Below are 25777 nucleotides of genomic sequence, written 5' to 3' on the forward strand. Positions count from 1 at the left end.
CTGCAACCGCCCTCTGACAGTAAGTGGTCATCCGCCCGGCGTGTTGCCCAGCCGCAGCACCCGTTCCCGGGCCAGGTCCTCCCGGCGGCGGTCTTTCTCCGCCGTCCGGGCTGCCTGCTGCGCGGCAGCCGAGGCCAGTTCGAGCCGCTTTCGGGCCTGCCGCAGCCCGGCCTCGGCACGCGCCAGCTGTTCCCTGAGCCCGGCAGCCTCCTCCGTCAGTGCAGCCGCAGCGTCCGTCGCGTCCTCTAGTTCCCCGGATGCGCGTTCTGCTTCGGCGGCGCTGGAAAGGGCGGCGTCGGTGGCTTGCCGGAGGGCGGCCTGGGCGCGCTCCCTGGCCGAGGGGGTGGGCGCCGGCCGTTCCTGCTGGACGGCCCGCAGGCGCGGCTGGCCGGTTGCCGGGGGCGTGCCCGGTGCCGGGGGCGCAGCGTTCTCCGGGGGAGCGGCCGGCGGCCTTGCCCCGATCGCATCCGGGACGGCGACGGCGCCGTCGAGGTCAACGACGTCGACGCCATCGGCGGAGAGCGTCCGGAGCAGCCGCCCGCTCCGGACGGCGGCAGCGGCGCCCTCGTCAGCCGTGGCCGCACGCAGGGTCTGTTCCACTTCCGCCGCGACGGTGCCGCTGATTTTCCGCCCCTGTTGCTCCGCCACGGCGCGGGCTGCGTCGACCGCGCCGGCCAGCATGGTCCGCCGTTCGCGGGAGAGGCTGCGGAGCGTTGCCGCGTCGAGGGAGGCCTGGGCCTGGCGCATTGCGAGTCCCAGCTCGGCCAGGTCACGGAGTGTTTCCGGCCGCCGCCAGGCGAGCATGTTGACGGCCCAGGCGCTCACTGAGGGTTTGGGCAGGGAGCGCACCTCCGCCGCGCGGGAGCGTAGCTCCGGCGTCGCGCGCGTTGCGGAGAGCAGTTCCTTGGCCGCGGCATTGCGTCCTGCGACAAAGCTGTCGAACGGCATCCCATAGAGCTGCGCCGCAATGTCCGCGAGCTCACGTTTTGCCATGCAAGAATCATAGAAGCTCCGGCCCCCACGCCGGGGGCGCGCAGCACACGTCCACCGTAGGAGATTCCACGTGATTGAAATAGGCGGCCTCCCGGCCCACATCCTTCTGGTCCACGCCGTCGTTGTGCTTGGCCCGATCGCCGGCCTCGCCGCCATCGCCTACGCTGCCGTAACCCGCTGGCGGCGGTACCTGGCCTGGCCGCTGGGTGTTCTCTCGCTGGGGCTGGTTCCGGTCGCGCTCATCACCGCGCAGGCGGGGGAGCAGCTGCAGAAGGCCCGTCCGTCGACGGAATTGGTCCGGGAACATGCCGAACAAGGTGACGTGCTGAAGGTGGTGTCGATCATCTTCTTCGTGATCGTCGCGGCGATGATTATCGTGAGCTTCGAACCGATCGGCCAGCGCTTCGCCTTCCTCGGCGGCCTGCGCGAAAACCGGGTCCTGCGGACCGTCTTGCTGGTTGCAGGAGCCTTGGCCGGCGCCTTCTTCCTGTACCAGAGCATCATCACCGGGCACTCCGGCGCCGCGTCCGTGTGGGCACGCTGACGGTGCGCTGACGGTGCACTGACCATTCCGAGGGGCGCGCCCGGGCCTCAGGCCCGGCGCGCCCTTCGCACTGTCATGAGCAGCAGCACCAGGGCAGCCGCCTGCAGCGCGGCGACCGCTGCGATCAGCGCGGGCCACGCCCCGTAGAGGGCGCCATAGAGCGCGCCGCCGGCCAGCGCGCCGGCTCCCTCGAAAGCCGCGAAGACCCCGTACGCCGATCCCTGCCGCGGCTCCGGCACGAGGTCCGCCACGAGCGCCTTGACCGTCGAGTCCTGGATTCCGGTGGCGGCGCCCCAGCTGGCCACGCCAGCCACCACCAGGGCCACGCCGGTGGAGAATGCCAGTACGGGCACGGCCGCAATCAGCACCGGCAGCGCCAGCAATACGGCCGGGCCCGCGCGGTCGTAGAGGAAGCCGCTCCCCAGCGCGCCGAGTGCCGCCGCGCCCATGGCCGCGGCGTAGAGCAGCGGCACCACGGGCGCCGGAACCGCCACAGTAGCGGTCAAATGGTAGGAAATCACGCCGAAAGCCACCAGACCCGCACTCCAGAAGAAGGCGCACACCGCGAACAGCAGGAAAACGCCGGTGAACAACGACGGCGGTTTGCCCGCCGTTCCAGGCGGCGCCGGAGTGCCGCCGGGCTCCGCGACGCGGCGGCGCAACCAGAGCAACAGCGCGAGCGCCACCACAGCGGGAACAGCCAGGACCGCAAAAGCGGCCGAGATGAGGCCGGTGGCCGCCAGCACGGCCGCCACGATCAGCGGACCGAGGAGCGCGCCGGTGAGATCCAGGGACTTGTGCACGGCGAAGCCGCGGCCGCGCCCCACCCGCTTGGCCACTGAGGCGAGCAGCACGGTCTTTGCCGGGCTCCGCACGGCCTTGCCCACCCGGTCCCCGATGATCAGCGCCGACGCCAGGACCAGCCCGGCGGCACCCGCGGCCGGGGCGACGGCCAGCAGCGGCACGCAGAGCGCCGTCAGGGCGTAGCCCGCCAGCGTGAAGGTCCAGTACCGGCGGGTGCGGTCCGCCCAGGGCCCAAAGACCAAGCGCAGGCCCTGCGCCGCTGCCTCGGCCCCGCCGGTGACAAGCCCCACGATGAGCGCGGAGGCGCCGAGCTGCGCCAGCAGCGGTCCGGCGAGCGGGCGGGCGCCGTCCGAGACGACGTCGGTCGCCAGGCTGACCAGCCCGAAGCCCACCACCGTGCCCCACGGCCGGCGGCCGCCTGCCCGTGATGCAGTGGGGGACGCGGCCGGTGCCGGTCCCGGTGCTGCCATCCCGGGTCCGGTCGGCGTCGCGGCGGGGTCCGGCCCGGGAGGGGCGGGCACCTCGCGCTCAGGCCGGTCCATTTCCCAAGGGTCGCGGACGGGGGCGTGAATGACAAGAGCAGCCGGGGTCCGGGCCGTGCATGCCGCGGCCGCAGCCCCGGGCACTATTGGACCAAACGCGGGCACGCCGGCCGCTACGTGCCCGGCGTGCCCGTGTCGAAGTCCCCCCGGACCCGGACCCGGACCCGCATCCCGGGCCGGACCGCGTGGGCGGACAGCAAAGAACCCCTGGAAATCAATGATTTCCAGGGGTTCTTTGCTTCGAACTTCCGAGCTTCCTATCAGAATCGAACTGATGACCTTCTCATTACGAGTGAGACGCTCTACCGACTGAGCTAAGGAAGCAACCGCGTGAAACCCTGGCGAACCGGGCGGATCATGCAAGAGACAACTGTAATGGAGTCCCCGCGCCCGGGTCAAAATGAGCCGCGAGGGTGCCGTGGACCGGTCAGCAGACGGTGTTGTCCGCCGGTGTCTTGCCGTCCACGAGGTACCCGTCCACGGCCTTCTCAACGCAGCTGTTGGAACGGCCGTAGGCGGTGTGGCCCTCGCCCTTCCAGGTCAGCAGCGCGGCGGTGCCCAGTTGCTTGCGCAGGGCGACGGCCCATTCGTACGGTGTGGCGGGGTCGCCGGTGGTGCCCACGACCAGGATGTCGGCCGTGCCCTTGTACTGGGCCGGAGCCGGGGTGCGGAGGCTCTTGTAGGGCCAGTCCTTGCAGCTCGTGCCGCCGTACGCAAAGTAGTAGCCCAGAGTGGGGGAAAGTTGGCGGAGCCGCTTCTCCTCGGTCCGCATCGCCGCCGTGCCGGTTTCCATCGAGTAGTCGAGGCAGTTGATGGCATTGAAGGCGAACGCGGAGTTTGCCGAGTAGGTGCCGTTCGGCTCGCGGTCCGCGCCGAAGTCGGACAGCCGGAGCATCGGGGACAGATCGCCCTTCATCGCGCTGTCCAGGGCCTGGGTCAGCACGGGCCAGTTGTCGTCGTTGTAGAACGGCAGGATGAAGCCGCTGACGAACATGGACGCGTTGACCAGCCGGCCGTCCTTGGCCGGCTGCGGGTTGGCTTCCACAGCCGCGATGAGGTCCTGGATCTGCCGGACGGCCTCGTCCGGGGTTCCGCTCAACGGGCAGCCGCTGTTTTGGAGGCAACTGGTCGCATAGGCGTGGATGGCCTTCTCGAAAGCCTTCGCCTGGCCTGCGGTCAGCTCCTCATTGCTCAGGGAGGGGTCCAGGGCGCCGTCCAGGACCATCCGGCCCACGTTGTCCGGGAAAAGCGAGGCGTAGGTCGAGCCGAGGAAGGTGCCGTACGAGTAGCCCAGGTAGTTCAGCTTGGTGTCGTTGAGGACGCCGCGGAGGACGTCGAGGTCCTTGGCGGCGCTGACGGTGTCGACGTGGCCCAGGACCGGCCCGGTCTTCTCGGCACACTTGGCGGCGATGGCTTTGTTGTCGGCGAAGGCTTCGGCCAGTCCTGCGTCGGTGTCCAGCTTGTAGATCTTGGCGCGGTTGGCGTCGCGTTCCCGGTCGGTGAGGCAGGTGACCGGAGCGGAGCGCTTCACCCCGCGCGGATCGAAGCCGACGACGTCGTAGTTCGAGCGCACCTTCTCGGAAATGTTCGTAGAGCCGGCGTCCCTGACGAAGTCGTAGCCGGAACCGCCGGGACCGCCCGGGTTAACCAGCAGGCTGCCCTTCTTGCTGCCGCCCTTCGATGCCAGTTTGATGACGGCAAGTTCGATCGTGTCGCCGTCGGGCTTGCTGTAGTCCAGCGGAACCTTGACCTTGGCGCACTGGAAGTCCCCCTCGCAGGCCGACCATTTGAGCTGTTGGGAGTAGAAGCTCCGCAGCTCGGCCGGGGCGGCTGCGGCGATCGAAGGGTCGGCCGTTGCGGAGGAGCTCTTTGGGCCGCCGTCGCCGGAGCCGAAAAGCGTGCAGGAAGACAGCACCAGGGACAGCACCAGGCCCAGCGCCAAGGCGCCGGCAGCCCGCACCCCGAGCCCCAAGGTTCGGCTGCCTGCCGGGGGTGGTGGTGCTGACGTCATGCGGTTCTCCTTGGGGATGTGGAACTGGGCGGATCGAAGCGGGTGGAGCGTTGCTGACGGGTCAGATCAGGCTGGCGGCCATGGACTCGATGGCCAGCAGCGGGGCCACATTGGTCGTCGTGATCCGTTTGCGGGCCTTGTTGATGGCATCCATCCGGGCAAGCGTCACCTCGGCCGTTGAGCGCCCGGCGAATTCCTGCAGCTCGCTCCTCAGCTCAACGTTGACCAGTTCCACGGCGTTCCCCATCTGGATGATCAGCACATCCCGGTAAAAGGACAGCAGGTCGGTCAGGGTACGGTCAAGCGAGTCGGTGACGGAGCGCTTGGCACGCCGCTTCTGGTCGTCCTCGAGTTGCTTGACCTGCCCGCGCATGGCCGGCGGGAGCGGCCCGCTTTCGGGTGCCCCCAGCGTGGCGAGCAGCGCTGCCTTTTCGGCGGCGTCGCGCTCGTCGTTGGAGCTGTTGGCTTCCTCCGTGGCGATCTTGACGAGCTTGTCCGCCATCATCACGGCCGCGGTGATGCCCCGCAGGTGCAGCGGGAACCGCACGGTCTCCAGTCGGCGTTCGCGGGCCTCTGGGTCCCTCGCCAGCCTGCGGGCGATTCCCACGTGGCTTTGCGCGGCGCGGGCGGCGCGTTCGGCAACCTCCGGTTCGACGCCGTCGCGCTTGACCAGGAGGGCCGCGACGTCGGCCGCCGGCGGGAGCCGCAGCGCCACCGGGCGGCAACGGGAACGGATGGTCACGAGCACATCCGCGGGAGACGGCGCGCACAGCATCCAGATGGTGCGCGGGGTGGGCTCCTCGATGGCCTTGAGCAGCACGTTGGTGGTGCGCTCCGCCATCCGGTCCGCGTCTTCGACGACGATGATGCGCCAGCGGGCGGAGGAGGGACGGTTGCCCGCGGTCGAGACCAGTTCGCGGGCCTCGTCGATCGTGATGGTGACCTTCTCGGTGCGCACGAACGTGACATCGGAGTGCGTCTCGCCAACGATGGTCTGGCACGCAGGGCATTCGCCGCAGCCGCGCTTCGTGATGTCTTCCTGGTCGCAGTTCAGTGCCGCGGCAAAGGCCTTCGCGGCGTTGGACCGGCCGGATCCCGGCGGGCCGGTGAACAGCCAGGCGTGCGTGAGACCGTCGCCCTCCGCGGCCTGGCGCAGTTGGGCGACGACGGCCGGCTGGCCCTGGAGGTCGTCCCAGACGCTCATGCCGAGCTGCTTTGACGGAGCGAGAGCAGCGTCTCGACCCGTTCGAGGATCCGGGCAGCCAGCTCCGACACGGGCAGGTGCGCCGCGAGAACCAGGTATTTTTCCGGCCGGGCCGCCGCCAGCGCCAGGAAAGCGGCGCGGATCCTGGCGTGGAAGTCGTCGGCCTCGGATTCGAGCCGGTCCTCCGCGGCGTCGCCGGCGGTCCGGCGCCGACGCCCGTCGGCAGGGTCGACGTCAAGCAACACCGTCAGGTCCGGCTGCAGGCCGGAGGTGGCCCAGTCATTGATCTCACGCACCGCATCCGTGCCGAGGTGCCGGCCCGCGCCCTGGTAGGCGACCGAGGAGTCGATGTACCGGTCGGTGAGGACCACCTCGCCCCGCTCCAGCGCCGGACGGATGACCTGCGCGGCGTGCGCGGCGCGGGACGCTGCAAAGATCAGGGCCTCGGTGTGGGCGTCGATGTGCCCGTGGCCATGATCCAGCACCAGGGACCGAAGCTTCTCGCCGATCGGCGTGCCGCCCGGTTCCCGCGTCCGCAGCACCGTCAGCCCGCGGGACTCGAGTGCTCCGGCGAGCTCCGCGGCCTGGGTGGACTTGCCGGCACCGTCGCCGCCCTCAAAGGCAATGAACAGTCCGGGGAAGGGTCCGGGAGTCTGGGTAGTCACTGCTCTAGCCTACCGACAATCACCGACACCATGGCGGCCAGCGCGTAACGCCTTACGGGCCCGGCGCGGCTCCGAAGTACCCTGTCACCATGAGTCTCTCCGAAGAACAGGCAGCCTCGCTCTCGGCCGAAACCGTGGTGGTGGCCGCAGGCCGTCCTCCGCGCGAACGCGACGCCCCGGTCAACCCGCCGATCGTGCTGTCCTCGACCTATTTCGGCACCGGTCCGTTGGGCCCCGGCGACCGCGGCTACGGCCGGTATTCCAACCCCAGCTGGGACCCCTTCGAACAGGCCCTGGCGCAGCTGGAAGGCGCCACGCTGCCGGGCCTGCTGTACGCCTCCGGCCTCGCCGCCGTAAGTTCCGCGCTGTCCCTGGTTCCGGCGCAGGGGGTGCTGGTAATGCCGTCCCACAGTTACGCCGGTTCGCTCGTGATGGCGACGGAGCTGGCGCAGAAGGGTGCGCTGGAGCTGCGCACCGTGGACATTGCGGACACCGACGCCGTGCTGGAACAGCTGGCGCCCGCCGGCGGAACGCCTGCCAGCATGCTGTGGCTGGAGAGCCCCACCAACCCGATGCTCGGCGTCGCGGATATCCGTGCGCTCACCGCTGCAGCGCACGCGGCCGGCGCCCTCGTCGTCACCGACAACACCTTCTCCACCCCGCTCGTGCAGCAGCCGCTCAGCCTCGGCTCCGACGTCGTCCTGCACTCGGTCACCAAGTACCTCTCCGGCCATTCCGACGTCGTGCTGGGCGCCCTCGTGACCTCCGACGCCGAGCTCCACGCCAGGCTGCTGCACCACCGAACCATCCACGGCGGCATCGCCGGGCCGTTCGAGGCATGGCTGGCGCTGCGGGGGCTGCGCACCCTGGCCCTGCGGATTGAGCGCTCGCAGGCCTCCGCGGCGGTGCTCGCGGAGCGGCTGAGCCGGCACCCGCAGGTCGGCAGCATCCGGTACCCGGGCCTGCCCTCGGACCCCGGCCACGAACGGGCCAAGGCGCAGATGAAGGGCTTCGGTTCCGTGCTGTGCATCGAAATGGCCCCGGGGGACGGCCCCGACGGCGGGTTCAGCGGCGCGGAGGCGGCCGACCGGATGATCCGGGCCCTGCAGTTGTGGCTGCCGGCCACCTCGCTGGGCGGGGTGGAATCCCTGATCGAGCGCCGCCGCCGGCACACGGCGGAACCGGAGAGCGTACCGGAGAACCTGGTCCGGCTGAGTGTCGGAATTGAAAACGTCGAGGACCTGTGGGCCGATTTGCAGCAGGCTTTGGCAACACTGGACGGCTAGGCTGGGGGCATGGACGGAAGAACGCTGACTGAAATTGCCGATAGAGGGATCTACTTCCTGCTGGCGCTCGTAGCCCTGGGGCTTGAGGTGTGGGCGTTCTTCGATTGCCTGCGGCACAAGGCCAACGCCTTCGAGGCGGTGTCCAAGCGGACCAAGACGTTCTGGCTCGCCCTGACCGGGGGTGCCCTCTTCATCGGCCTGCTGTCCATTGTCGGCGGCGGCGGCGGGTTCTTCGGCCCGCTGGGGCTCTTCGGCCTCGCGGCCGTGACGGCCGCATCCGTCTACCTCGCCGATGTCCGTCCCGCGGTGAAGGATGCCGGCCGCGGCGGCAGCCGCAACATGGGCCCCTACGGCCCCTGGTGACCTGCCTGCTGTAGTCCGTCAGGCGCCACGGCTTCCCAGTCCACGGTCAGCTCACCCAGGCGCCACCGCGCCGGGCCGTCCTGCACTGGCCAGCCGCCGTCGCGCAGTGCACGGCACATTGCCGTCCAGCGCTGCCGGTTCCCAAACGAGGCCAGCGGCGCCGCCTCAAGCCAGGCCTTGTCCAGCGCCTGCAGGTAGGAATGGATTTTCTCGCCGGGCACGTTCCGGTGGATAAGCGCTTTCGGTAGCCGTTCGGCGATATCCGAGGGCAGCTCGAAGCCGCCGAAGCGCATGGACAGCCCCAGGCTCAGCGGCCGCACGTCGTCGAGCGCCACCCAGGTAACCCGGCGTCCAATCTCGTCACAGGTGCCGTCGATGAGCAGGCCGCCGGGGGCCAGCCGGTCCTGCACCAGCCGCCAGATGGCGGGAACATCCGCCTCCTCGTACTGCCGCAGGACATTGAAGGCCCGCACCAACACCGGCCGGCCCGGAACTGGGAGTTCGAAGCCGCCCAGCTGGAAGCTGAGCCCGGGACGCTCCAACGCCTTGGCCTGCCGGACCCGCTCCGGCTCAATCTCAATCCCGACTACGCGCACGTCGGCGCGGATGGCGGAGAGGCGTTCAAAGAGTTCGACGGCGGTGGCCGGGGACGCGCCGTAGCCGAGGTCGACGACGAGCGGATCCTTCGCGCCGCGCAAGCGCCAGGCCTGCGGCCCGGTGAGCCAGCGGTCGACCCGCCGCATCCGGTTCGGGTTGGTGGTTCCGCGGGTCACGTTGCCCACGGGCCGGCCAGACCGGGTGCCGCCACCCGTCCCGCCCCGGGTCCCGGGTGACACCACCCGCTCAGCTTTCTGCACCACACGCCAACCCTATCGTCCAACGCGGGGTCAGATACGGTCCATGCCGGGCCCGGGGATGGGCCGTAGCTGACCCCGCGTCGCGGTAGCAGCCGTGGGTGTAACGCTCGGCACGGCCCGGGACCGCTCGGCTAGGATGAAAAGCATGACTTACAAGCTGATTCTGCTGCGCCACGGCCACAGCGAATGGAACGCCAAGAACCTGTTCACCGGCTGGGTGGACGTCGACCTGAACGACCAGGGCCGTGCCGAGGCGGTACGCGGCGGCGAGCTGCTGGTGGAGAACAACATCCTCCCGGACATCCTCTACACCTCGCGCCTGAAGCGGGCCATCAACACCGCAAACCTCGCGCTGGAGAAGGCGGACCGCGGCTGGATCGACGTCAAGCGCGACTGGCGCCTCAACGAGCGCCACTACGGCGCGCTCCAGGGCAAGGACAAGGCCCAGACCCTGGCCGAATACGGCGAGGAGCAGTTCATGACCTGGCGCCGTTCCTACGACACCCCGCCGCCGCCTCTCGCGGACGACTCGGAGTTCTCCCAGGTGGGGGATCCGCGCTACAAGGATCTCGGCGACGCGGTGCCGCGGACCGAATGCCTCAAGGACGTCCTGGTCCGGCTGCTGCCCTACTGGGAATCGGACATCAAGGAAGACCTCAAGGCCGGCAAGACCGTGCTGGTCACCGCCCACGGCAACTCCCTGCGCGCGCTGGTCAAGCACCTTGACGGCATCAGCGACGAGGACATCGCCGGGCTGAACATCCCCACCGGCATCCCGCTCGTCTACGAACTGGACGAGAACTTCAAGCCGCTGAATCCGGGCGGCACCTACCTCGACCCCGAGGCCGCCGCCGAATCCATCAAGGCAGTGGCAAACCAGGGCAAGAAGTAACGCCTTTCGCACCCCGGATACGACGACGGCGGCCGGTCACCTCCAAGGCCTTCTGCGCGACGGAAACGCCGTGGTCCGCGAAGCGCTCGAAGTAGCGGCTGGCCAGGGCGACGTCCACGGTGGTGGCCGCGGATTCCGCCCAGTCGCTGCGCGCGATCGCCTTGAAGACGCTCAGGTGCAGGTCGTTGACGGCGCTGTTGGCCTTGAGGATGTCACGGGCCACCTCGAGGTCGCGGGTCTCCAGCAGCACGGTGAGCTTCTGCGCGATTTCCAGGTCGTGTTTGGCGAAGCTCTTGAAAGTCTCCTGCAGCTGCTGCGGGACCACGTTCGCCGGGTAGCGGAGCCGGGCGAGCTGGGCGATGTGCCGGGCGAGGTCGCCCATCCGCTCCAGCGAGGCGCTCATCCGGAGCGAACCCACGATCATGCGCAGGTCGCTGGCCACCGGGCCTTGCAGGGTGAGGATGTCGATGGCACGCTCGTCGAGGCTGTTCTGCAGGAAATCGATCCGGGCGTCGGCCGCGATGACGTCCTCGGCGAGGTCGATGTCGGCGCCCTCGAAGGCTGTTGTGGCCTTCTCAAAGGCCTCGCTGACGAGCTTCGAAATTTCGACGAGCTGCTCACCGACCTGGGCGAGCTCTTCCTGAAAAACCTTACGCACGGGTGCGTCCTTTCCTCGGAAACATTGCCGGGCACCTCGGCGCCCGGCCGTTTCGTTTCACCGTAGCGGCGTTCAACCTGCCACCCTTCCAGCCTCCGGTGAACTGTTACGCCTCAATAGGTGAACGTTAGCTGAACCAGCGCCGCAATCGCACAAGTTTTCGATTTCCGGCGGGCCGCAGCGCATAAGCTGGAGCCGTGGATCCAATGCTCATCGGTGTGATCGCGGGCCTGGTCGGCCTGTCGCTCGGTATATTTGGCGTGCTCGCCTTCCGGATCAGTGAGCAGCAGCGCAAAATCAGCGACGTCGAGACCGGCGATCCCTCGCTCCCGGAGGGCGCCGCCGAGGTGCTGGCCGTCGTGGGGCGCGCCTTCGTGGTGGTGGACGCGATCGACGGTGTTGTGCGCGCCAGCCCGGCCGCCTACGCCTACGGCCTGGTGCGGGGGCATACCGTGGTGCACCAGCAGCTGCTCGAAATGACCGGCAAGGTCCGGCGCGACGGTGTGATCCTCGAGAAACAGCTGGAGCTGCCGCGCGGCCCGCTGGGCCAGGGAACCATAGTGGTGCAGGTCCGCGCAGCCATGCTCGGCGAGGAATATATCCTGCTGCTCGCGGACGACCGCACCGAGATCACCCGCACCGAAGAGATCCGCAACGACTTCGTCGCCAACGTCTCGCACGAGCTGAAGACCCCCGTCGGCGCCATCTCGCTGCTGGCCGAAGCGTTGGAAGCCTCGCCCGATGACGAGGAAGCCGTCCGCCGGTTTGCCAAGCGCATGCACAAGGAATCCACCCGGCTGGCCGCCCTCGTGCAGGACATCATCGAACTTTCCCGGCTGCAGGGGGCGAACGTGGCCCAGCAGGCCCACCCCGTGGACATCAACAAGGTGGTCGCCGAGGCCGTGGACCGGTCCCAGCTTCCCGCCGAAAGCAAGAACATCGAGATCGTGGTCGGCGGCCGGACCGACGCGATGGTCTACGGCGACCAGGACCTGCTCGTGACCGCGCTGCGCAACCTGATCGACAACGCGATCCGATACTCGCCGGAGAACACCCGGGTGGGCGTCGGCGTGCGCGCCCGGGACGGCCTGGTAGCCGTCTCCGTGACCGACCAGGGCGAGGGACTCAGCCCCGAGGACCAGGAACGCGTCTTTGAACGCTTCTACCGCGTGGACTCCGCCCGCTCCCGCCACACCGGCGGCACCGGCCTTGGCCTGAGCATCGTCAAGCATGTGATGGCCAACCACGGCGGGGAGGTGACGCTCTGGTCCCAGCCCGGGCAGGGTTCCACCTTCACCATCCGCCTCCCGGAGATGGAGGGACAGGACGACCCCGCCGCGGATCCCCGCCGATCCGCGGCAAATGCACGACACGACCGACGCGACGCCGCCGGCGTCCATGAACAAGGAGCTAGCGCTTGAGCCGGATTCTTATTGTCGAGGACGAGGAATCGTTCAGCGACCCCCTCTCCTACCTGCTGGGCAAGGAAGGATTCGAGGTGGAGGTCGTGGACAACGGACTCGACGCCATCACTGAGTTCGACCGCAACGGCGCCGACCTGGTCCTCTTGGACCTGCAGCTGCCCGGCCAGTCCGGGACCGAGGTTTGCCGCCAGCTGCGCCAACGATCCTCCGTGCCGGTGATCATGCTGACAGCCAAAGACGCTGAGATCGACAAAGTGGTGGGCCTTGAACTGGGTGCCGACGACTACGTCACGAAGCCCTATTCTTCCCGGGAGCTGGTGGCCCGGGTCCGGGCCGTGCTGCGCCGCCACGGCGAGCCCGAGGAACTGGTCTCCAGCACCGTCCAAGCCGGGCCGGTGCGGATGGACATCGAGCGGCACGTGGTCAGCGTGAATGGCGAACAGGTGTCACTGCCGCTCAAGGAATTCGAGCTGCTCGAGATGCTGCTGCGCAACTCCGGCCGGGTTCTCACCCGCGGACAGCTCATCGACCGGGTCTGGGGCTCTGACTATGTCGGCGACACCAAGACCCTGGACGTGCACATCAAGCGGTTGCGCAGCAAGATCGAACCGGACCCCTCGGCCCCGCGGTACCTGATCACGGTCCGCGGGCTGGGCTACAAGTTCGAACCCTAGGCGCCAGGCGCCCGGGCGCCCTCAGGGCTGCGGAACGCAAGCCACAGGAACGCAAAAGGAGGGGCACCCGGTGCGGGTGCCCCTCCTTTTGCGTACTGGAGTGCTACGGAGTCGGAGTGGCCGACGGAGTCTCCGTGGGGGTTTCCGACGGAGCCGACGACGGCGACGGCGTGGCCGTACCCGAGGCGGTGCTGGAGCTGGTGGGCTCGGCGGTGGGCAGGTACTTCTTGTAGTCCGTGATCGTGGCGTCCAGGACGGGCATCTTGAACTTGGCGTCCAAGTTGGTGCCGTCTTCGCGGATCGTGACCTCGACCAGGGAGCCGGGCTTGCCTCCGGAGGTGCTCAGGATCGCCGGGTCGGCGGAATCGTTGAGCAGGACGTAGGAGTTCTTCTTGACCGGAACCTGGGTCTGCGATCCGCCGGCACCGTTGATGGTCAGCTTCACATCATTGGCGGAGGTGTTGTACACGGCACCGATGACGCGGCCCGGCTTGTCCTCGCCGTCGGAGATGATCATCATGTTGCGGAGCTGGAGCGGTCCGAGGTCGGTCCGGGTCCCGTCCGACGCCGAGTACTGCTCAGTGGTCTGCTGGGCATTGATATAGCCGCAGCCGGTCACCGACAGCAGGCCAATGCCAAGTGCAGCCGTTGCCATTGCCAGCTTGCCGCGCCGGCCCAGGGTCATCGCAGTGAAACGCACGTCACGCACTCCTTGAGAGTCTTGAAACATTATTCAGCCATAGCCTATCCGCAATGGAGCGCAAACGCGGATTCGGGGGAGTACACAAAGGCGCCCGCAGGGGAGCGGGACCGGCTGCCGGTCCGGCTGCCGGTCCGGCTGTGGAACCGGCTGCCGCCCCGCCCAGGGGCCGTCCGGCGTCGAACCGTGAGGCTCTTGGCAGCGGGTGCCCAATGCACTATTATCCGCATCCGTCAAGGGTTTTATGGAGCCGATTCGGGCCATTTTCCGCGGATTTGCGCGGTTTCGGGGCACGATCCATGGCAGTTGTATGCCTTAATCGTGATAAACTGGTCTGCGGGAAAGGGGAATGTCCACATGGTTTTTGAGGTCGGCGAGACAGTAGTTTACCCTCACCACGGTGCAGCCAAAATTGAAGAAATCAAGATGCGCACTGTCAAGGGCGAAGAGAAGATGTATCTCAAGCTCAAGGTGGCTCAGGGTGATCTGACCATTGAAGTTCCAGCAGAAAACGTTGACCTTGTTGGGGTCCGGGACGTAGTGGGCAAGGAAGGCTTGGAGCACGTATTCGACGTGCTGCGGGCCGAGTTCACTGAAGAGCCCACCAACTGGTCGCGTCGTTACAAGGCAAACCTGGAGAAGCTTGCTTCCGGTGACGTCATCAAGGTGGCAGAGGTCGTCCGCGACCTGTGGCGCCGTGACCACGACCGGGGTCTCTCCGCAGGGGAGAAGCGCATGCTGGCCAAGGCCCGCCAGATTCTGATCTCAGAACTGGCACTGGCTGAGAAGACTGATGAAGAGAAGGCCGCAAGCGTTCTCGATGAAGTCCTGGCTTCCTAACTAAGAATCGAACCCCGGTGGCGTTACGGCCGCCGGGGCTTCTTTTTGCCCAAACCGGCCCAACTGACTCGCAGTTGTTGTCCTTTTGGGCCCTGAAAACGACAACAACTGCCAGCTAGTTGGGCTTGGGGCGCGGCGCCGGGACGTAGTCTTGTCCGCATGAACACTGCATCGACAGCTCACGTCACAGCGGTCATCCTCGTCGCCGCCGGATCCGGCCAGCGCCTGGGCTACGGCATGCCGAAGGCCAAGGTGCCGCTGGGCGGTGACAGCATCCTCATGCACGCCCTGCGGGGCGTCGCCGCGGCCGGCATCGCCCGGCAGATCTGCGTCGCGATCCCGCCGGGGGACACTGAACTGCGGGCCCAGTGCGAAACCTTCAGCGCGGAACTGCATGCCGAACACCGCCGCACCGCCGCGCCTGGAGCAGCCGTGCAGCTCCCCGACGTGACCATTGTCGACGGCGGGGCCAGCCGCGCCGAGTCCGTGCGCGCCGCACTGTCCGCGCTCTCGCCGGGCACGCAGTCCGTCCTCGTCCACGATGCCGCCCGGGCGCTCACCCCGGAAGCCGTCTTCCACCGCGTGGCCGCCGCCCTCACCGCCGGCGCCGTCGCCGTCATCCCCGTGATCCCGGTCGTCGACACCATCAAGACGGTGGACCCAACCTTCGGCGACGAAACCGACGTCGCCCCTGAAGTGGTCACCGGCACCGCCCCCCGGGAAATGCTGCGCGCTGTCCAGACGCCGCAGGGCTTCGACCTGGCCACCCTGCTGGGCGCTCACGAAGCAGCCGCTGGATTCGACGCGGCCCAAGCCGCTGCCGTCACGGACGATGCGATGCTGGTGGAACTGCTCGGCGTCCCCGTGTACGCCGTGCGGGGCGCCAGCCAGTCGCTGAAGATCACCACGCCGCTGGACCTGATCCTCGCCGAGGGCCTCCTCGAAGGTCCCCTGGGCGCGCGCTGGGTGGAGGGCTAAGGATGGACGGGAACCGGCCGCAGCAGCCCGGAGTGCCGATCCCGCGGACCGGGATCGGCATCGACGTCCACGCCTACGCCCCCGAGGACGCGCCACAGCCGCTCTGGCTCGGCGGCCTGCTCTGGGAGGGCGAACGGGGCCTGGCCGGCCATTCCGACGGAGACCCCGTGGCCCATGCCGCCGCGGACGCGCTGTTCTCCGCCTGCGGGATCGGGGACCTCGGCACGCACTTCGGTACTGACCGGCCCGAATACGCTGGCGCCTCCGGCGTGACGTTGCTGGCCGAGGCGGCCCGGATCGTCCGCGCCGGCGGCTTTGAGATCGGCAACATTGCCGTGCAGTTCGTGGCGAACAAGCCCAAGTTCGGTCCCCGGCGGGAGGAATCCCAGCGAGTCCTCAGTGAGGCCGCCGGCGCGCCTGTGAGTGTGTCGGCCACTACCAGCGACGGCCTTGGCTTCACCGGCCGCGGCGAAGGGATCGCCGCCACAGCCACTGCCCTGGTCTACCCGGCCGTCTGAGGACGGCCGGGCCGGGCGGGGCAATCGGGCCTACGCTTAAGGGACAACCCCTCCGCACCTCTCAGGAGACCTCCCGTGAAAAAGCTGCTTCCCGTCGTCGCCCTTCTAGCCGGAACGCTGCTGTCCGGGTGCGCCGGCGCCGCGACGCCGCCCGCTACCACCACGCCCCGGATGAGCGTTGAGGAAAGCTGCAAGTTCCTCACCACCGACACCTTCGTGCCCAAGGGGAGCGACAAGGAAAAGGCCACCCAGATCGGCCAGCACTACCAGGAGGTCGCGGACAAGGTGGCCCCGGAAGTCTCCGGACCGATCCAGAAGATGGCCGACATCATGAAGCAGGTTGGAGCCAGCCCCACCGGCAGGCAGACCTCCGAGCAGCTGACGCAGCTGCGGCAACAGATGGACCAGATCGGCGTGCACTGCAAGTAGCCCGCCGGGCCGGTTCCCGGGCATCGGCTAATCTGGAGCGGTGACCCTGCGCTTTTACGACACTGCTTCCGCCGAAGTCCGCGACTTCGTCCCCCTGGTTCCCGGCAATGTGAGCCTGTACTACTGCGGTGCCACGGTGCAGGGCATGCCGCACGTTGGGCACATCCGTTCCGCGATCGCCTTTGACCAGCTCACCCGCTGGCTGCAGTACCGCGGGTTCCGGGTCACGGTGGTCCGCAACGTTACCGACATTGACGACAAGATCCTGGCGAAGTCGGCCGAATCGTTTGCCCCTGAATTCGAGGGCGAGCCGGGCGCTGTCCGCGAGGAGGAATGGTGGGCCTTGGCCTACCGGTACGAGCAGGAATTCCTCAAGGCCTACGACACCCTGGGCGTCTCCCGTCCCACCTACGAGCCGCGCGCCACCGGCCACATCCCCGAGATGCACGCCCTGATCCAGCAGCTGATCGACCGCGGACACGCCTACCCGGCGCTCGACGATTCCGGCGACGTGTATTTCGATGTGCGCTCCTGGGCAAAGTACGGGTCATTGACCCGGCAGAAGCTCGATGACATGCAGGGAGCTCCCGACGCCGACCCCCGGGGGAAGCGGGATCCGCGCGACTTCGCGCTCTGGAAGGGCCACAAGGAAGGCGAGCCGGCGACGGCGGCCTGGGCTTCGCCGTGGGGCGCCGGACGGCCGGGCTGGCATCTGGAGTGCTCCGCAATGGTCACCAAGTACCTCGGCACCGAGTTCGACATCCACGGCGGCGGGCTGGACCTGCGCTTCCCGCACCACGAAAACGAGATGGCCCAGTCCCAGGCCGCGGGCCACGGCTTCGCGAACTTCTGGATGCACAACGGCATGGTCACCTACGCCGGCGAAAAGATGTCCAAGTCCATCGGCAACACGGTCAGCCCGGCCGACATGCTGGAACTCGCGTCGCCGCGGGTGGTCCGGTACTACCTCGGCCAGGCGCAGTACCGCTCGGTGCTGGACTACCAGCCCACCTCATTGAGCGAGGCCGCCGCCGCGATGGAGCGGATCGACGGCTTCATCAGCCGCGCCGTCCGGACCCTTGGCGGCGCCGACGGCGGGGCCCCGGCCAGTTTCGGCTCCTTCAGCTACGGTGTCGTCCCGGACGCCTTTGCCGCGGCGATGGATGATGACCTCAACGTCCCGCAGGCCCTCGCCGTCCTGCACGACACCGTCCGGGCTGGCAACACTGCGCTCACCGCCGGCGAGCTGGACGACGCCCGGCAGGCACTGGCCAGTGTCACGGACATGACGCGTGTCCTTGGTCTCAACGACACGGCAGCCCCGGCAGTCGACGAGCAGGCCAACACTGCCCTCGGGGTCCTGGTCGAGGCCCAGCTCGCGGCCCGCGCCCAGGCCCGCGCCGGCAAGGACTGGGCCGCCTCGGACGCCATCCGGGACACCCTCGCGGCGGCCGGCGTCGTCGTCGAGGACGGCGCGGACGGCGCCAGCTGGAGCCTCAAGCGCGGCTGAACCCGTCCCCGCCCGGCGGGTCGAAGCGGGCCGCCGGAGGAGCCCCCGGTCGAGGATTTAACGCGAGTCAGTAGACTGGAGTTCAGACTTATCAACGAATCGCGTAGTTAAAAGGGTGAAACTCATGGCCAACAACGGTCGCCGCTCGGTCAAAATGAAGAAGGGCCCCACCGTCGGGACCGGCGGTCACGGCCGTAAAGCCCTCGAGGGCAAGGGCCCCACTCCCAAGGCGGAGGACCGTCCCTACCACAAGGCCCACAAGAGCAAGCAGCTCGCGGAACGCTCCGCAGCCAAGCGCGGCACGGGCACCCGCAACCCCGGCGCCCGCTCGGGCCCGAAGGGACGCGCCACCGAGGAAGTCGTAACCGGACGCAACTCCGTCGTCGAAGCCCTCCGCGCCGGCATCCCCGCCAAGGCCCTGCACGTCGCCATCCGGATCGAAATGGATGACCGCGTCAAGGAATCGCTCAAGCTCGCGGCCGAACGCGGCATTCCGCTGCTGGAGACCGGCAAGCCCGAACTGGACCGGATGACGGACGACGCCATCCACCAGGGCCTCGTGCTGCAGATCCCGCCGTACGAATACCAGGACGCCTACGAGCTGGCCGAAGAGACCCTTGAGAGCTGGAAGAAGGGCCACGTCGCCAACGCGCCGCTTTTCGTCGCCCTCGACGGCATCACCGACCCCCGCAACCTGGGCGCGATCATCCGCTCGGTCTCGGCCTTCAGCGGCCACGGCGTCATTGTGCCGGAACGCCGCTCCGTCGGCGTCACCGCCTCGGCCTGGAAGACCAGCGCCGGCGCCGCCGTCCGCGTCCCGGTGGCCCGCGCCGCCAACCTGAACAGCACGCTCAAGGCCTTCAAGAACATGGGCATCTACGTGCTGGGCCTGGACGGCGACGGCGACGTCTCGCTGCCGGACCTTGCCCTGGCCACCGAGCCGGTCTGCATCGTCGTCGGGTCCGAAGGCAAGGGCTTGAGCCGCCTGGTCCGCGAAAACTGCGACCAGATCGTCTCCATCCCGATCGACTCCGCCATGGAATCGCTCAACGCCTCGATGGCCGTCGGCATCTCGCTCTACGAGATCTCCCGCCAGCGCGCCGCCAAGTAAGTAAAACGCGGGGTCACTTCTGGCCCATCGGGGTGCCCCGGATGGGCCAGAAGTGACCCCGCGTTGCTAGAACTTGTGGCGGTTGGCGAGGACCGGGAGCTTGGCGCGGGCGTCCTCGACGACGGCGGGGTCCAGGTCGGCGAAGAGCATGCCGGGGGCGCCGTCGAGCTCCTGGAGGACCTCCCCGAAGGGCGAGACGACGGCGGAGTGCCCGACGCCGGTGGGGGCGGACCCGGCGGGCTCGGTGCCAACGCTGGCCGGGTCGCCCTGGCCGCACGCCAGGACGAACGTCGTTGAGTCCGCGGCCCGGGCCCGGGACAACAGCTTCCACTGCTCGACCTTGCCCGGCCCGGCACCCCAGGAGGCGCAAACAATGTTGACCTGCGCCCCGCGCTCCGCGTTCTCCGTGAACAGGTCCGGGAACCGCACGTCGTAGCAGGTGGCCAGGCCAAAGGTGATGCCGCCGGCGTCGAAGGTGACGGGTTGGGTGCCGCCGTCCACAGTGTCCGACTCGGCGAAGCCGAAGGCGTCGTAAAGGTGGATCTTGTCGTAGCTGGCGTCTACGCCCGGGCCGGTGACCAGGAGTGTGTTGCGGACCTTGCGGGTGCCGGCGGTAGACGATCCGGGGGTGAACATGCCGGCCACGATTACGATGCCGAGCTCGGCCGCGATGCCGCGGACCTCTGCGGCCCACGGCCCGTCCAGGGGTTCGGCGATGTCCAGCAGGGAGTTGCCGAAGGCGCGCATCGTCGCTTCGGGAAAGACCACCAGTTCCGCCCCGCCGTCCTTGGCCCGGCGGGCGTAGTCCCGCACGAGGTCCAGGTTCCGTTCCGTTTCGCGGCCGGTGATGATTTGAGCCAGTGCTATTCGCACAATTACCTCCAGTTCGGCGCCTACTCCCAGTATGCGGGTCGCTTTGTGAACGGTCTTTGACGTCCCGCGGCGAAAACCAGGGTCATTTGTTATCCCCAGCTAAGCTTTAAGCGATGGTCAAGTCCTATGTAGATCCAGCTACCACCGTAGACGCCTCGTGGCCGTTTCCGCTCGGTGTCAGCGTCCCGCGCACGGGTTCCGCGGCGACGGACGACCCTCGGGGTGCCTTCGCCAATGTGGCCGTCTACGCGCCGGGGGTGGCTAACCTGGACATCGCCTACCAGGCCCCGGGGGGCAGCTGGCAGCTGAAGACCCTGCCCAACATCACGGACGGCGTCCACCACGGCATCGTCGAGGGACTGCCGGCCGGTTCGCGCTACGGCCTGCGCGCCTCGCCGGAGCCGGAGGCCCTGCCGCTCTCCGTGCCGACGTTGGACTTCGACGCCGACGGCGCGCAGCCGCTGCTGCTGGACCCGTACGGCCGCGGCGTAGACGAACGCGAAGACTTCATCACCAGCGTCCGGATGGCCGGCGACTTCGACTGGGGCATGGACCACGGGCCGCGCACCCCCTGGCGCAACACGATCATCTACGAGGCCCACGTCCGCGGCCAGACCATGCTGCACCCGGACATCCCGGAGAACCTCCAGGGCACGTACGCGGGAATGGCGCACCCGGCCATGGTCGAGCACCTGATCTCGCTGGGCGTCACGGCCGTGCAGCTCCTGCCCGTCCACTTCCACATCGACGAGCCGCACCTGCAGAACCTTGGACTGCCCAACTACTGGGGCTACAACACGGCCGCGTTCTTCGCGCCGCATCCCGGCTACGCCACCCAGGCGGCCCAGGACGCCGGGCCCCACGCGGTGCAGGACGAGTTCAAGGGCATGGTCAAACTGCTGCACGCCGCCGGTCTCGAGGTGATCCTCGACGTCGTCTACAACCACACTGCGGAAGGCGGCCCGGACGGGCCGACGTTGAGTTTCCGCGGTCTGGGCGAGCTGGAGTACTACCGTCACGACGGCCACGGCAAATACGTGGACACCACCGGCTGCGGCAACACCCTGAACTTTGGCGAGCCCCGGGTGGTGCAGCTGGTTCTGGATTCCCTGCGGTACTGGGTGAACGAGTTCCACATCGACGGCTTCCGGTTCGACCTCGCCGTCACGCTGTGCCGCAACGCCAACAACGAGTTCGATCCGCGCCACCCGTTCCTGGTCGCGATCGCCGCGGATCCGGTGCTGTCTGAAACGAAGCTCATCGCCGAACCCTGGGACGTCGGTTACGGCGGCTGGCAGACAGGCCGGTTCCCCGCGGGCTGGGTGGACTGGAACGACCATTTCCGCGACGCCGTCCGCACCTTCTGGCTGGCGGACCGCGCCGCGATCGACGCCGGCGGGCAGGGCGGCTCGGTGGCGCGGCTCGCCGATGCGCTGTCCGGTTCCGCGGGCCTGTTCGCGGCCTCGGGCCGCAGCCGGCTGGCCTCGGTCAACCTCATCACCGCGCATGACGGCTTCACCCTGGCCGATCTGGTCTCCTACGACCGCAAGCACAACGAGGCGAACGGCGAGCAGAACCGCGACGGCCACGGCGACAACCGCAGCTACAACCACGGCTTCGAGGGGCGCACCGAGGACGAGGAAGTCCTCGCGCGGCGTGCCCAGACCAGCCGTAACCTGATGGCCTCGCTGATGATTTCCCAGGGCGTGCCCATGATCACCGCCGGCGACGAGATCGGCCGCAGCCAGCAGGGAAACAACAACGCCTACTGCCAGGACAACCCCATCACCTGGATCGACTGGACCAGCACCCCGGAATCGCACGCGATGCTGCGCAGCACCAAACGCGTGATCCGGCTGCGCAAGGAGTTCCTCGCCGGCCAGCCGCACGACTACCCGGCACGGGACCAGCAGTCCTATTTCCACTGGTTCGATGTCCACGGCGAACCGATGTCCGGCGACCGCTGGCAGGATCCCGGCCACCGGGTCGTCCAGCTCCTGCTGGGGTCCGACGACGGCCGCGTGGACGGCCTCGTGGTGGTCAACGGCAGCGCCCAGGACGTCAAGGTCACCCTTCCCGTCATCCCCGCGGACGACGGCGGCGGCCACCGGCTCTATGAACTCCGGCTGACCACCTCGGAACTCCACGACCGCCGCCAGGGCGTTCGGATCTCCTCCGGCGAGCGGGACGTGGTCCAGGCCAACACCATCAATATCTACCGCGTCTAGGGTGTCCACACGCCAGGCATGGGGGAAACACGAATGAACGTCCGGCGGCTCACCGCCCTGCTCGCCGTTCTGCTGGGACTTGTGGTGCTGGCCTTCGTGCTGGCCGGCCTTCCGCAGACCGGCACAGCCCCGCCGGACGCCGGCCGGAGCGGCCCCGCCCCCAAGGCGACCGTCTCCCAAACCCCGACGCCGGGCAGGGCCCCGGCGGCCGGCGTCGCCAATCCCTCCCGGCTGCCGGAGATCAAGGCGTCGGAACTTCCGGCCGAGGCGCGGCAGACCCTTGCCCTGATCGCCAGGGGCGGTCCCTACCCGTATTCTCGCGACAATGTCCCGTTCGGGAACTTCGAAAGGATTCTCCCGCGGAAAGCCTCCGGGTATTACCGGGAATTCACCGTGCGGACTCCCGGGGAGTCGGACCGGGGCGCGCGCCGGATCGTGGCGGGTGCGGCCGGCGAAAAATACTACACCGCCGACCATTACGAAACGTTCAAATTTATTGCCGAAGGCAAGTAGGGAAACCATGAAGATTTTCTCCGCCGACACTTGGACCCTCGAGGAATTGCAGGCGCAAGTCCACGACGCCGGCCGCCGGGCGCTCGTGATCCCCGCCGCGGACTCCAAGAAGGCGGTGCTGCGGACCTTCGGTGAGGCGCTGGACTTCCCCGAGCACTACGGCGTGAACCTTGACGCCCTCAACGACTCGCTGCACGACTTCGCCGACGCTGTCAGCGACGACGGGCAGCGGCCGGTCACCCTGATCTGGCAGGTCCCGGCCGCCTTCCGCGGCGACCGCACCTTCGGCGTCATCTGCGAAATCCTGCAAGACGCCGAACGCTACGCGGGCAAGGACCTGACCGTCATCGCCGTCTGCCTCTAACCCCCGCAAGACCCCTCAGCGCCCTAGAAGGCGAGCTGATCCGAAAGCGCGAGAACAACCGAGCAAATCCGCTAACCGGCTATGCGTTCACGATCAGGCCCAGCTCGGCCTTGGACGCCAGCCCCTCGTGCTTGGGCAGCACCCGGACGGTGTAACCGAAGGATCCGGACCGGTCGATCACCAGGGTCCCGCTGAACAGGTACCGGCCCTTGCCCAGGTCTTCCACGGACTGCAGCTCCGCCACGGTGACATCGGTCAGCTCATCGCTGTCCTCGGCCCGGCCGAAGGCCACCTCCACCGCCACATCCTCCGGCCGCAGGTTGTGGAGTGCCACGTAGGCGTTCACCTGCAGGTCGTCGCCGATCTGCGGGTCCTCGGAGACGCCCACCGAGTCCACATGCTCAACCTGGATCTGGGGCCAGGCGGCGCGGAGCTGCGAGGACCAGGCGGCGAGCTCCTTCGCTGCGGCAAAGTTGTCCGCCGACGCCTTCCGCCCGGCCACCGCGGCCGGCCGGTAGAGGACGTTGACGTAGTCCTGCAGCATCCGGTCCGCGGACACGGCCGGACCGAGGTGGGACATGGTGTGCTTGATCATCGAGACCCAGTGCGTGGGCACCTTCTGCGCCACGGACTGGGAGGGGCCGGCGGCGCCCGCCTCGTCGGAGACGGTGAGCCCGTAGAACTTCGGCGCCACCTGGCTTTCGAGGAGCTCGTACAGGGCCGAGGCTTCAATGTCGTCGCGTTCCTCCGGGGACGCGTCGTTGTTCGCCGTCGGGATCGCCCAGCCGTTCTCGCCGTCGTACATTTCATCCCACCAGCCATCCAGCACGGAGAGGTTGAGCGAGCCGTTCAGGGCGGCCTTCATCCCCGAGGTGCCGCATGCCTCGAGTGGGCGGAGCGGGTTGTTCAGCCACACATCGCAGCCGGGGAAGAGGGTCCTGGCCATGGCGATGTCGTAGTTGGGCAGGAACGCGATCCGGTGCCGGACCGCGGGGTCGTCGGTGAAACGAACCAGATCCTGGATCATCTTCTTGCCGGCATCGTCCGCCGGGTGCGACTTGCCCGCAATAACCAGCTGGATCGGGTGGGTCTTATGCAGCAGCAGGGCCTTGAGCCGGTCCGGATCGCGCAGCATCAGGGTGAGGCGTTTGTAGGTCGGCACGCGGCGGGCGAAGCCGATAGTGAGGATGTCCGGGTCCAGCACCGAATCCGTCCAGGACAGCTCGGCGTCGGCGGCGCCGCGCTTCTTCCAGGCGGCCCGGAGCCGGCGGCGGACGTCTTCGACCAGCGAGACCCGCATTTCGCGCCGCAGCGCCCAGAGGGCTTCGTCGCTAACGTTGTAGGCCAGGTCCCAGCGGCCCTCCGTCTCGGCGTCGGCGCCGAACTGTTCACGGGCCAGCTGGGATACGCGGGGATCCACCCAGGTGGGCACGTGCACGCCGTTGGTGACCGACGTGATGGGCACCTCGGCATGGTCGAACCCGGGCCAGAGCGCGGAGAACATGCCGCGGGAGACGACGCCGTGCAGCTTCGCGACGCCGTTGGCGCGCTGGGCCAGCCGCAGCCCCATCACGGCCATGTTGAAGACGAACGGGTTGCCGTCGGCAAAGTCCTCGCGGCCCAGGTCCAGGATCTTTGCGATCGGCACATCGGGGGCCAAGCCCGCGGTGAAGAAGTGCTCGATCTGCGAGGTCTCGAAGCGGTCGATTCCGGCCGGGACCGGGGTGTGCGTGGTGAACACGGTGGAGGCGCGGCCCGCGGTCAGGGCTTCTTCCCAGCTGAGCGGGTGCTCCCCGGACATCAGTTCCTGGATGCGTTCGACTCCCAGGAAGCCGGCGTGGCCTTCGTTCGTGTGGAACACCTCCGGCGCGGGGGCGCCGGTCAGCCGCTGGTAGGCCCGCAGCGCCTTGACCCCGCCCATCCCCAGCAGGAGTTCCTGTTGCAGCCGGTGGTCGCCGCCGCCGCCGTAAAGGCGGTCGGTGACGCCGCGCGCCGCGTCGTCGTTGCCCGCCACGTTGGAATCCAGCAGCAATAGCGGGACGCGTCCGACGTCGGCACGCCACACGTGCGCCAGTAGGCGCCGGCCGTGGGGGAGCGGCAGGGAGATCTGGATGGGCCGGCCGTTACCGTCCGGGGCCGGCTCACGGAGCAGGGTCAGCGGCAGTCCGTCCGGGTCGAGGACGGGGTAGGTCTCCTGCTGCCAGGCGTCGCGGGACAGGGACTGCTTGAAGTAGCCGGCCTGGTAGAGCAGGCCGACACCGATCAGGGGTACGCCAAGGTCCGAGGCCGCCTTCAGGTGGTCGCCGGCCAGAATGCCGAGTCCGCCGGAATACTGCGGCAGCACCTCGGTGATGCCGAACTCGGGCGAGAAGTACGCGATGCAGCGGGGCGCGTCCTCGCCCAGGCTCTGGTACCAGCGGGGCTGCTCCAGGTAGCGGTCCAGATCCTCGGCGGCCGCGTGGACACGGCGCACCACGTCCTGGTCCGCGGCGAGGCGCTGCAGCTCTTCCCTGCTGACGAGGCCCAGGAAGGTCACCGGATCGTGGGCGCTCTCGGCCCAGATGGCCGGGTTTAGCTGCTCGAAGAGCTCCCGGGTCGGCAGGTGCCACGACCAGCGCAGGTTGGTGGCGAGCCGCGCCAGGGGCCGGATCGATTCGGGAAGAACAGTTCGGACGGTAAATCTGCGGATAGCCTTCACCAGCGAAACACTAACGGACAACGCAGAGCCCCGGAACAGCTTTGGGTTTCTTTCCGGTAAATGTCGGATTGACCTCGGGATTCACCCAAAAAACTGAG

The 25777-nt window shown here is 68.3% G+C and carries 25 protein-coding genes and 1 tRNA gene; 15 read left to right on the plus strand and 11 right to left on the minus strand.

Annotation, left to right across the window (positions count from 1 at the left end; all coding sequences use genetic code 11):
• Positions 1-27: 27 nt before the first annotated feature.
• Positions 28-993, minus strand: a complete 966-nt coding sequence (locus tag AC1DGE_RS15020) for a hypothetical protein (protein WP_476917708.1) — start codon at positions 991-993, stop codon at positions 28-30.
• A gap of 70 nt (positions 994-1063) precedes the next feature.
• On the opposite strand from AC1DGE_RS15020, the gene AC1DGE_RS15025 reads away from it, so the two are divergent.
• Positions 1064-1537: a hypothetical protein gene (locus AC1DGE_RS15025; RefSeq protein WP_476917709.1), complete on the plus strand. Its 474-nt coding sequence runs from the start codon at positions 1064-1066 to the stop codon at positions 1535-1537.
• Positions 1538-1584: 47 nt separating this feature from the next.
• On the opposite strand, the gene AC1DGE_RS15030 is transcribed toward AC1DGE_RS15025, so the two are convergent.
• The 5 genes from AC1DGE_RS15030 to tmk all read right to left on the minus strand — a co-directional run bounded on the left by AC1DGE_RS15030 (position 1585) and on the right by tmk (position 6763).
• The gene (locus tag AC1DGE_RS15030; RefSeq protein ID WP_476917710.1) at positions 1585-2883 is read right to left on the minus strand and encodes an MFS transporter; all 1299 of its coding nucleotides are present in this window, start codon (positions 2881-2883) and stop codon (positions 1585-1587) included.
• Positions 2884-3134: 251 nt separating this feature from the next.
• A tRNA-Thr gene (locus AC1DGE_RS15035) sits at positions 3135-3207 on the minus strand.
• Between the two features lie 103 nt (positions 3208-3310).
• Complete coding sequence (locus tag AC1DGE_RS15040; protein ID WP_476917711.1) at positions 3311-4894, minus strand: alpha/beta hydrolase; 1584 nt, start codon at positions 4892-4894, stop codon at positions 3311-3313.
• A 61-nt stretch (positions 4895-4955) separates the two neighbouring features.
• On the minus strand, positions 4956-6098 hold the full coding sequence (locus AC1DGE_RS15045; protein WP_175323756.1) for a DNA polymerase III subunit delta': 1143 nt from the start codon (positions 6096-6098) through the stop codon (positions 4956-4958).
• Positions 6095-6763, minus strand: coding sequence for a dTMP kinase (gene tmk / locus AC1DGE_RS15050; protein WP_441419038.1), 669 nt, complete (start codon positions 6761-6763; stop codon positions 6095-6097). The genes AC1DGE_RS15045 and tmk overlap by 4 nt, the downstream gene beginning before the upstream one ends.
• Positions 6764-6852: 89 nt before the next feature.
• On the opposite strand from tmk, the gene AC1DGE_RS15055 reads away from it, so the two are divergent.
• Together AC1DGE_RS15055 and AC1DGE_RS15060 are read left to right on the plus strand one after the other, a co-directional pair.
• Positions 6853-8049 (plus strand): trans-sulfuration enzyme family protein, encoded by a 1197-nt coding sequence (locus AC1DGE_RS15055; protein WP_441419039.1) that lies wholly within the window; start codon positions 6853-6855, stop codon positions 8047-8049.
• A gap of 9 nt (positions 8050-8058) precedes the next feature.
• Positions 8059-8412 (plus strand): DUF2516 family protein, encoded by a 354-nt coding sequence (locus AC1DGE_RS15060; RefSeq protein WP_476917712.1) that lies wholly within the window; start codon positions 8059-8061, stop codon positions 8410-8412.
• Here AC1DGE_RS15060 and AC1DGE_RS15065 read toward each other — a convergent pair.
• Complete coding sequence (locus AC1DGE_RS15065) at positions 8397-9272, minus strand: class I SAM-dependent methyltransferase (RefSeq protein WP_476917713.1); 876 nt, start codon at positions 9270-9272, stop codon at positions 8397-8399. The two genes, AC1DGE_RS15060 and AC1DGE_RS15065, sit on opposite strands and share 16 nt — an antisense overlap.
• A 142-nt stretch (positions 9273-9414) precedes the next feature.
• On the opposite strand from AC1DGE_RS15065, the gene AC1DGE_RS15070 reads away from it, so the two are divergent.
• The gene (locus AC1DGE_RS15070) at positions 9415-10161 is read left to right on the plus strand and encodes a phosphoglyceromutase (protein WP_175324031.1); all 747 of its coding nucleotides are present in this window, start codon (positions 9415-9417) and stop codon (positions 10159-10161) included.
• On the opposite strand, the gene phoU is transcribed toward AC1DGE_RS15070, so the two are convergent.
• The gene (gene phoU / locus AC1DGE_RS15075) at positions 10130-10819 is read right to left on the minus strand and encodes a phosphate signaling complex protein PhoU (RefSeq protein WP_476917714.1); all 690 of its coding nucleotides are present in this window, start codon (positions 10817-10819) and stop codon (positions 10130-10132) included. The genes AC1DGE_RS15070 and phoU overlap by 32 nt on opposite strands.
• A 206-nt stretch (positions 10820-11025) precedes the next feature.
• Between phoU and AC1DGE_RS15080 the strand changes: the two genes are divergently transcribed.
• On the plus strand, positions 11026-12240 hold the full coding sequence (locus AC1DGE_RS15080; RefSeq protein ID WP_476909061.1) for a sensor histidine kinase: 1215 nt from the start codon (positions 11026-11028) through the stop codon (positions 12238-12240).
• The gene (locus AC1DGE_RS15085; RefSeq protein ID WP_175324033.1) at positions 12237-12917 is read left to right on the plus strand and encodes a response regulator transcription factor; all 681 of its coding nucleotides are present in this window, start codon (positions 12237-12239) and stop codon (positions 12915-12917) included. Before AC1DGE_RS15080 ends, AC1DGE_RS15085 begins: the two co-directional genes overlap by 4 nt.
• Positions 12918-13020: 103 nt before the next feature.
• On the opposite strand, the gene AC1DGE_RS15090 is transcribed toward AC1DGE_RS15085, so the two are convergent.
• Positions 13021-13602: a hypothetical protein gene (locus AC1DGE_RS15090; protein WP_476917724.1), complete on the minus strand. Its 582-nt coding sequence runs from the start codon at positions 13600-13602 to the stop codon at positions 13021-13023.
• A gap of 372 nt (positions 13603-13974) precedes the next feature.
• Between AC1DGE_RS15090 and AC1DGE_RS15095 the strand changes: the two genes are divergently transcribed.
• The 6 genes from AC1DGE_RS15095 to rlmB all read left to right on the plus strand — a co-directional run bounded on the left by AC1DGE_RS15095 (position 13975) and on the right by rlmB (position 19003).
• The gene (locus AC1DGE_RS15095; RefSeq protein WP_026266570.1) at positions 13975-14457 is read left to right on the plus strand and encodes a CarD family transcriptional regulator; all 483 of its coding nucleotides are present in this window, start codon (positions 13975-13977) and stop codon (positions 14455-14457) included.
• A 159-nt stretch (positions 14458-14616) separates the two neighbouring features.
• The gene (ispD, locus tag AC1DGE_RS15100; protein WP_476909050.1) at positions 14617-15435 is read left to right on the plus strand and encodes a 2-C-methyl-D-erythritol 4-phosphate cytidylyltransferase; all 819 of its coding nucleotides are present in this window, start codon (positions 14617-14619) and stop codon (positions 15433-15435) included.
• A gap of 2 nt (positions 15436-15437) precedes the next feature.
• A complete protein-coding gene (gene ispF / locus AC1DGE_RS15105) occupies positions 15438-15953 on the plus strand; it encodes a 2-C-methyl-D-erythritol 2,4-cyclodiphosphate synthase (protein ID WP_476909051.1) in 516 nt (171 codons plus the stop codon).
• Positions 15954-16028: 75 nt separating this feature from the next.
• Entirely contained in the window at positions 16029-16382 is a 354-nt protein-coding gene (locus AC1DGE_RS15110; RefSeq protein WP_476917715.1) for a hypothetical protein, read from the plus strand.
• Between the two features lie 40 nt (positions 16383-16422).
• Complete coding sequence (cysS, locus tag AC1DGE_RS15115) at positions 16423-17892, plus strand: cysteine--tRNA ligase (protein WP_441419046.1); 1470 nt, start codon at positions 16423-16425, stop codon at positions 17890-17892.
• Positions 17893-18016: 124 nt separating this feature from the next.
• On the plus strand, positions 18017-19003 hold the full coding sequence (gene rlmB / locus AC1DGE_RS15120; RefSeq protein WP_441419047.1) for a 23S rRNA (guanosine(2251)-2'-O)-methyltransferase RlmB: 987 nt from the start codon (positions 18017-18019) through the stop codon (positions 19001-19003).
• 66 nt (positions 19004-19069) lie between these two features.
• On the opposite strand, the gene AC1DGE_RS15125 is transcribed toward rlmB, so the two are convergent.
• Positions 19070-19876, minus strand: a complete 807-nt coding sequence (locus AC1DGE_RS15125) for a carbon-nitrogen hydrolase family protein (protein WP_476909052.1) — start codon at positions 19874-19876, stop codon at positions 19070-19072.
• Between the two features lie 113 nt (positions 19877-19989).
• Here AC1DGE_RS15125 and glgX point away from each other — a divergent pair, with 113 nt between their 5' ends.
• From glgX to AC1DGE_RS15140, 3 genes are read left to right on the plus strand one after another with little or no spacing between them, the layout of a single operon-like run.
• Positions 19990-22104 (plus strand): glycogen debranching protein GlgX, encoded by a 2115-nt coding sequence (gene glgX / locus AC1DGE_RS15130; RefSeq protein ID WP_476909053.1) that lies wholly within the window; start codon positions 19990-19992, stop codon positions 22102-22104.
• Positions 22105-22122: 18 nt separating this feature from the next.
• Positions 22123-22617, plus strand: coding sequence for a guanyl-specific ribonuclease (locus tag AC1DGE_RS15135; RefSeq protein WP_476917716.1), 495 nt, complete (start codon positions 22123-22125; stop codon positions 22615-22617).
• Between the two features lie 7 nt (positions 22618-22624).
• Positions 22625-22981 (plus strand): barstar family protein, encoded by a 357-nt coding sequence (locus AC1DGE_RS15140; protein ID WP_441419051.1) that lies wholly within the window; start codon positions 22625-22627, stop codon positions 22979-22981.
• Between the two features lie 79 nt (positions 22982-23060).
• Here the strand turns inward: AC1DGE_RS15140 and glgP are convergent, their stop codons facing one another.
• Entirely contained in the window at positions 23061-25679 is a 2619-nt protein-coding gene (glgP, locus tag AC1DGE_RS15145) for an alpha-glucan family phosphorylase (RefSeq protein ID WP_476917717.1), read from the minus strand.
• Positions 25680-25777 lie beyond the last annotated feature (98 nt).

It is taken from the genome of Arthrobacter sp. 05N425 (assembly GCF_056397125.1).

Bases quoted from the DNA above. Each gene is read 5' to 3' on its own strand.
- AC1DGE_RS15020 (WP_476917708.1), bottom strand. From the start codon at position 993: ATGGCAAAACGTGAGCTCGCGGACATTGCGGCGCAGCTCTATGGGATG.
- AC1DGE_RS15030 (WP_476917710.1), bottom strand. From the start codon at position 2,883: ATGGACCGGCCTGAGCGCGAGGTGCCCGCCCCTCCCGGGCCGGACCCC.
- AC1DGE_RS15040 (WP_476917711.1), bottom strand. From the start codon at position 4,894: ATGACGTCAGCACCACCACCCCCGGCAGGCAGCCGAACCTTGGGGCTC.
- AC1DGE_RS15045 (WP_175323756.1), bottom strand. From the start codon at position 6,098: ATGAGCGTCTGGGACGACCTCCAGGGCCAGCCGGCCGTCGTCGCCCAA.
- AC1DGE_RS15055 (WP_441419039.1), top strand. From the start codon at position 6,853: ATGAGTCTCTCCGAAGAACAGGCAGCCTCGCTCTCGGCCGAAACCGTG.
- AC1DGE_RS15060 (WP_476917712.1), top strand. From the start codon at position 8,059: ATGGACGGAAGAACGCTGACTGAAATTGCCGATAGAGGGATCTACTTC.
- AC1DGE_RS15070 (WP_175324031.1), top strand. From the start codon at position 9,415: ATGACTTACAAGCTGATTCTGCTGCGCCACGGCCACAGCGAATGGAAC.
- AC1DGE_RS15080 (WP_476909061.1), top strand. From the start codon at position 11,026: ATGCTCATCGGTGTGATCGCGGGCCTGGTCGGCCTGTCGCTCGGTATA.
- AC1DGE_RS15090 (WP_476917724.1), bottom strand. From the start codon at position 13,602: ATGACCCTGGGCCGGCGCGGCAAGCTGGCAATGGCAACGGCTGCACTT.
- AC1DGE_RS15095 (WP_026266570.1), top strand. From the start codon at position 13,975: ATGGTTTTTGAGGTCGGCGAGACAGTAGTTTACCCTCACCACGGTGCA.
- ispD (WP_476909050.1), top strand. From the start codon at position 14,617: ATGAACACTGCATCGACAGCTCACGTCACAGCGGTCATCCTCGTCGCC.
- ispF (WP_476909051.1), top strand. From the start codon at position 15,438: ATGGACGGGAACCGGCCGCAGCAGCCCGGAGTGCCGATCCCGCGGACC.
- rlmB (WP_441419047.1), top strand. From the start codon at position 18,017: ATGGCCAACAACGGTCGCCGCTCGGTCAAAATGAAGAAGGGCCCCACC.
- glgX (WP_476909053.1), top strand. From the start codon at position 19,990: ATGGTCAAGTCCTATGTAGATCCAGCTACCACCGTAGACGCCTCGTGG.
- AC1DGE_RS15135 (WP_476917716.1), top strand. From the start codon at position 22,123: ATGGGGGAAACACGAATGAACGTCCGGCGGCTCACCGCCCTGCTCGCC.
- AC1DGE_RS15140 (WP_441419051.1), top strand. From the start codon at position 22,625: ATGAAGATTTTCTCCGCCGACACTTGGACCCTCGAGGAATTGCAGGCG.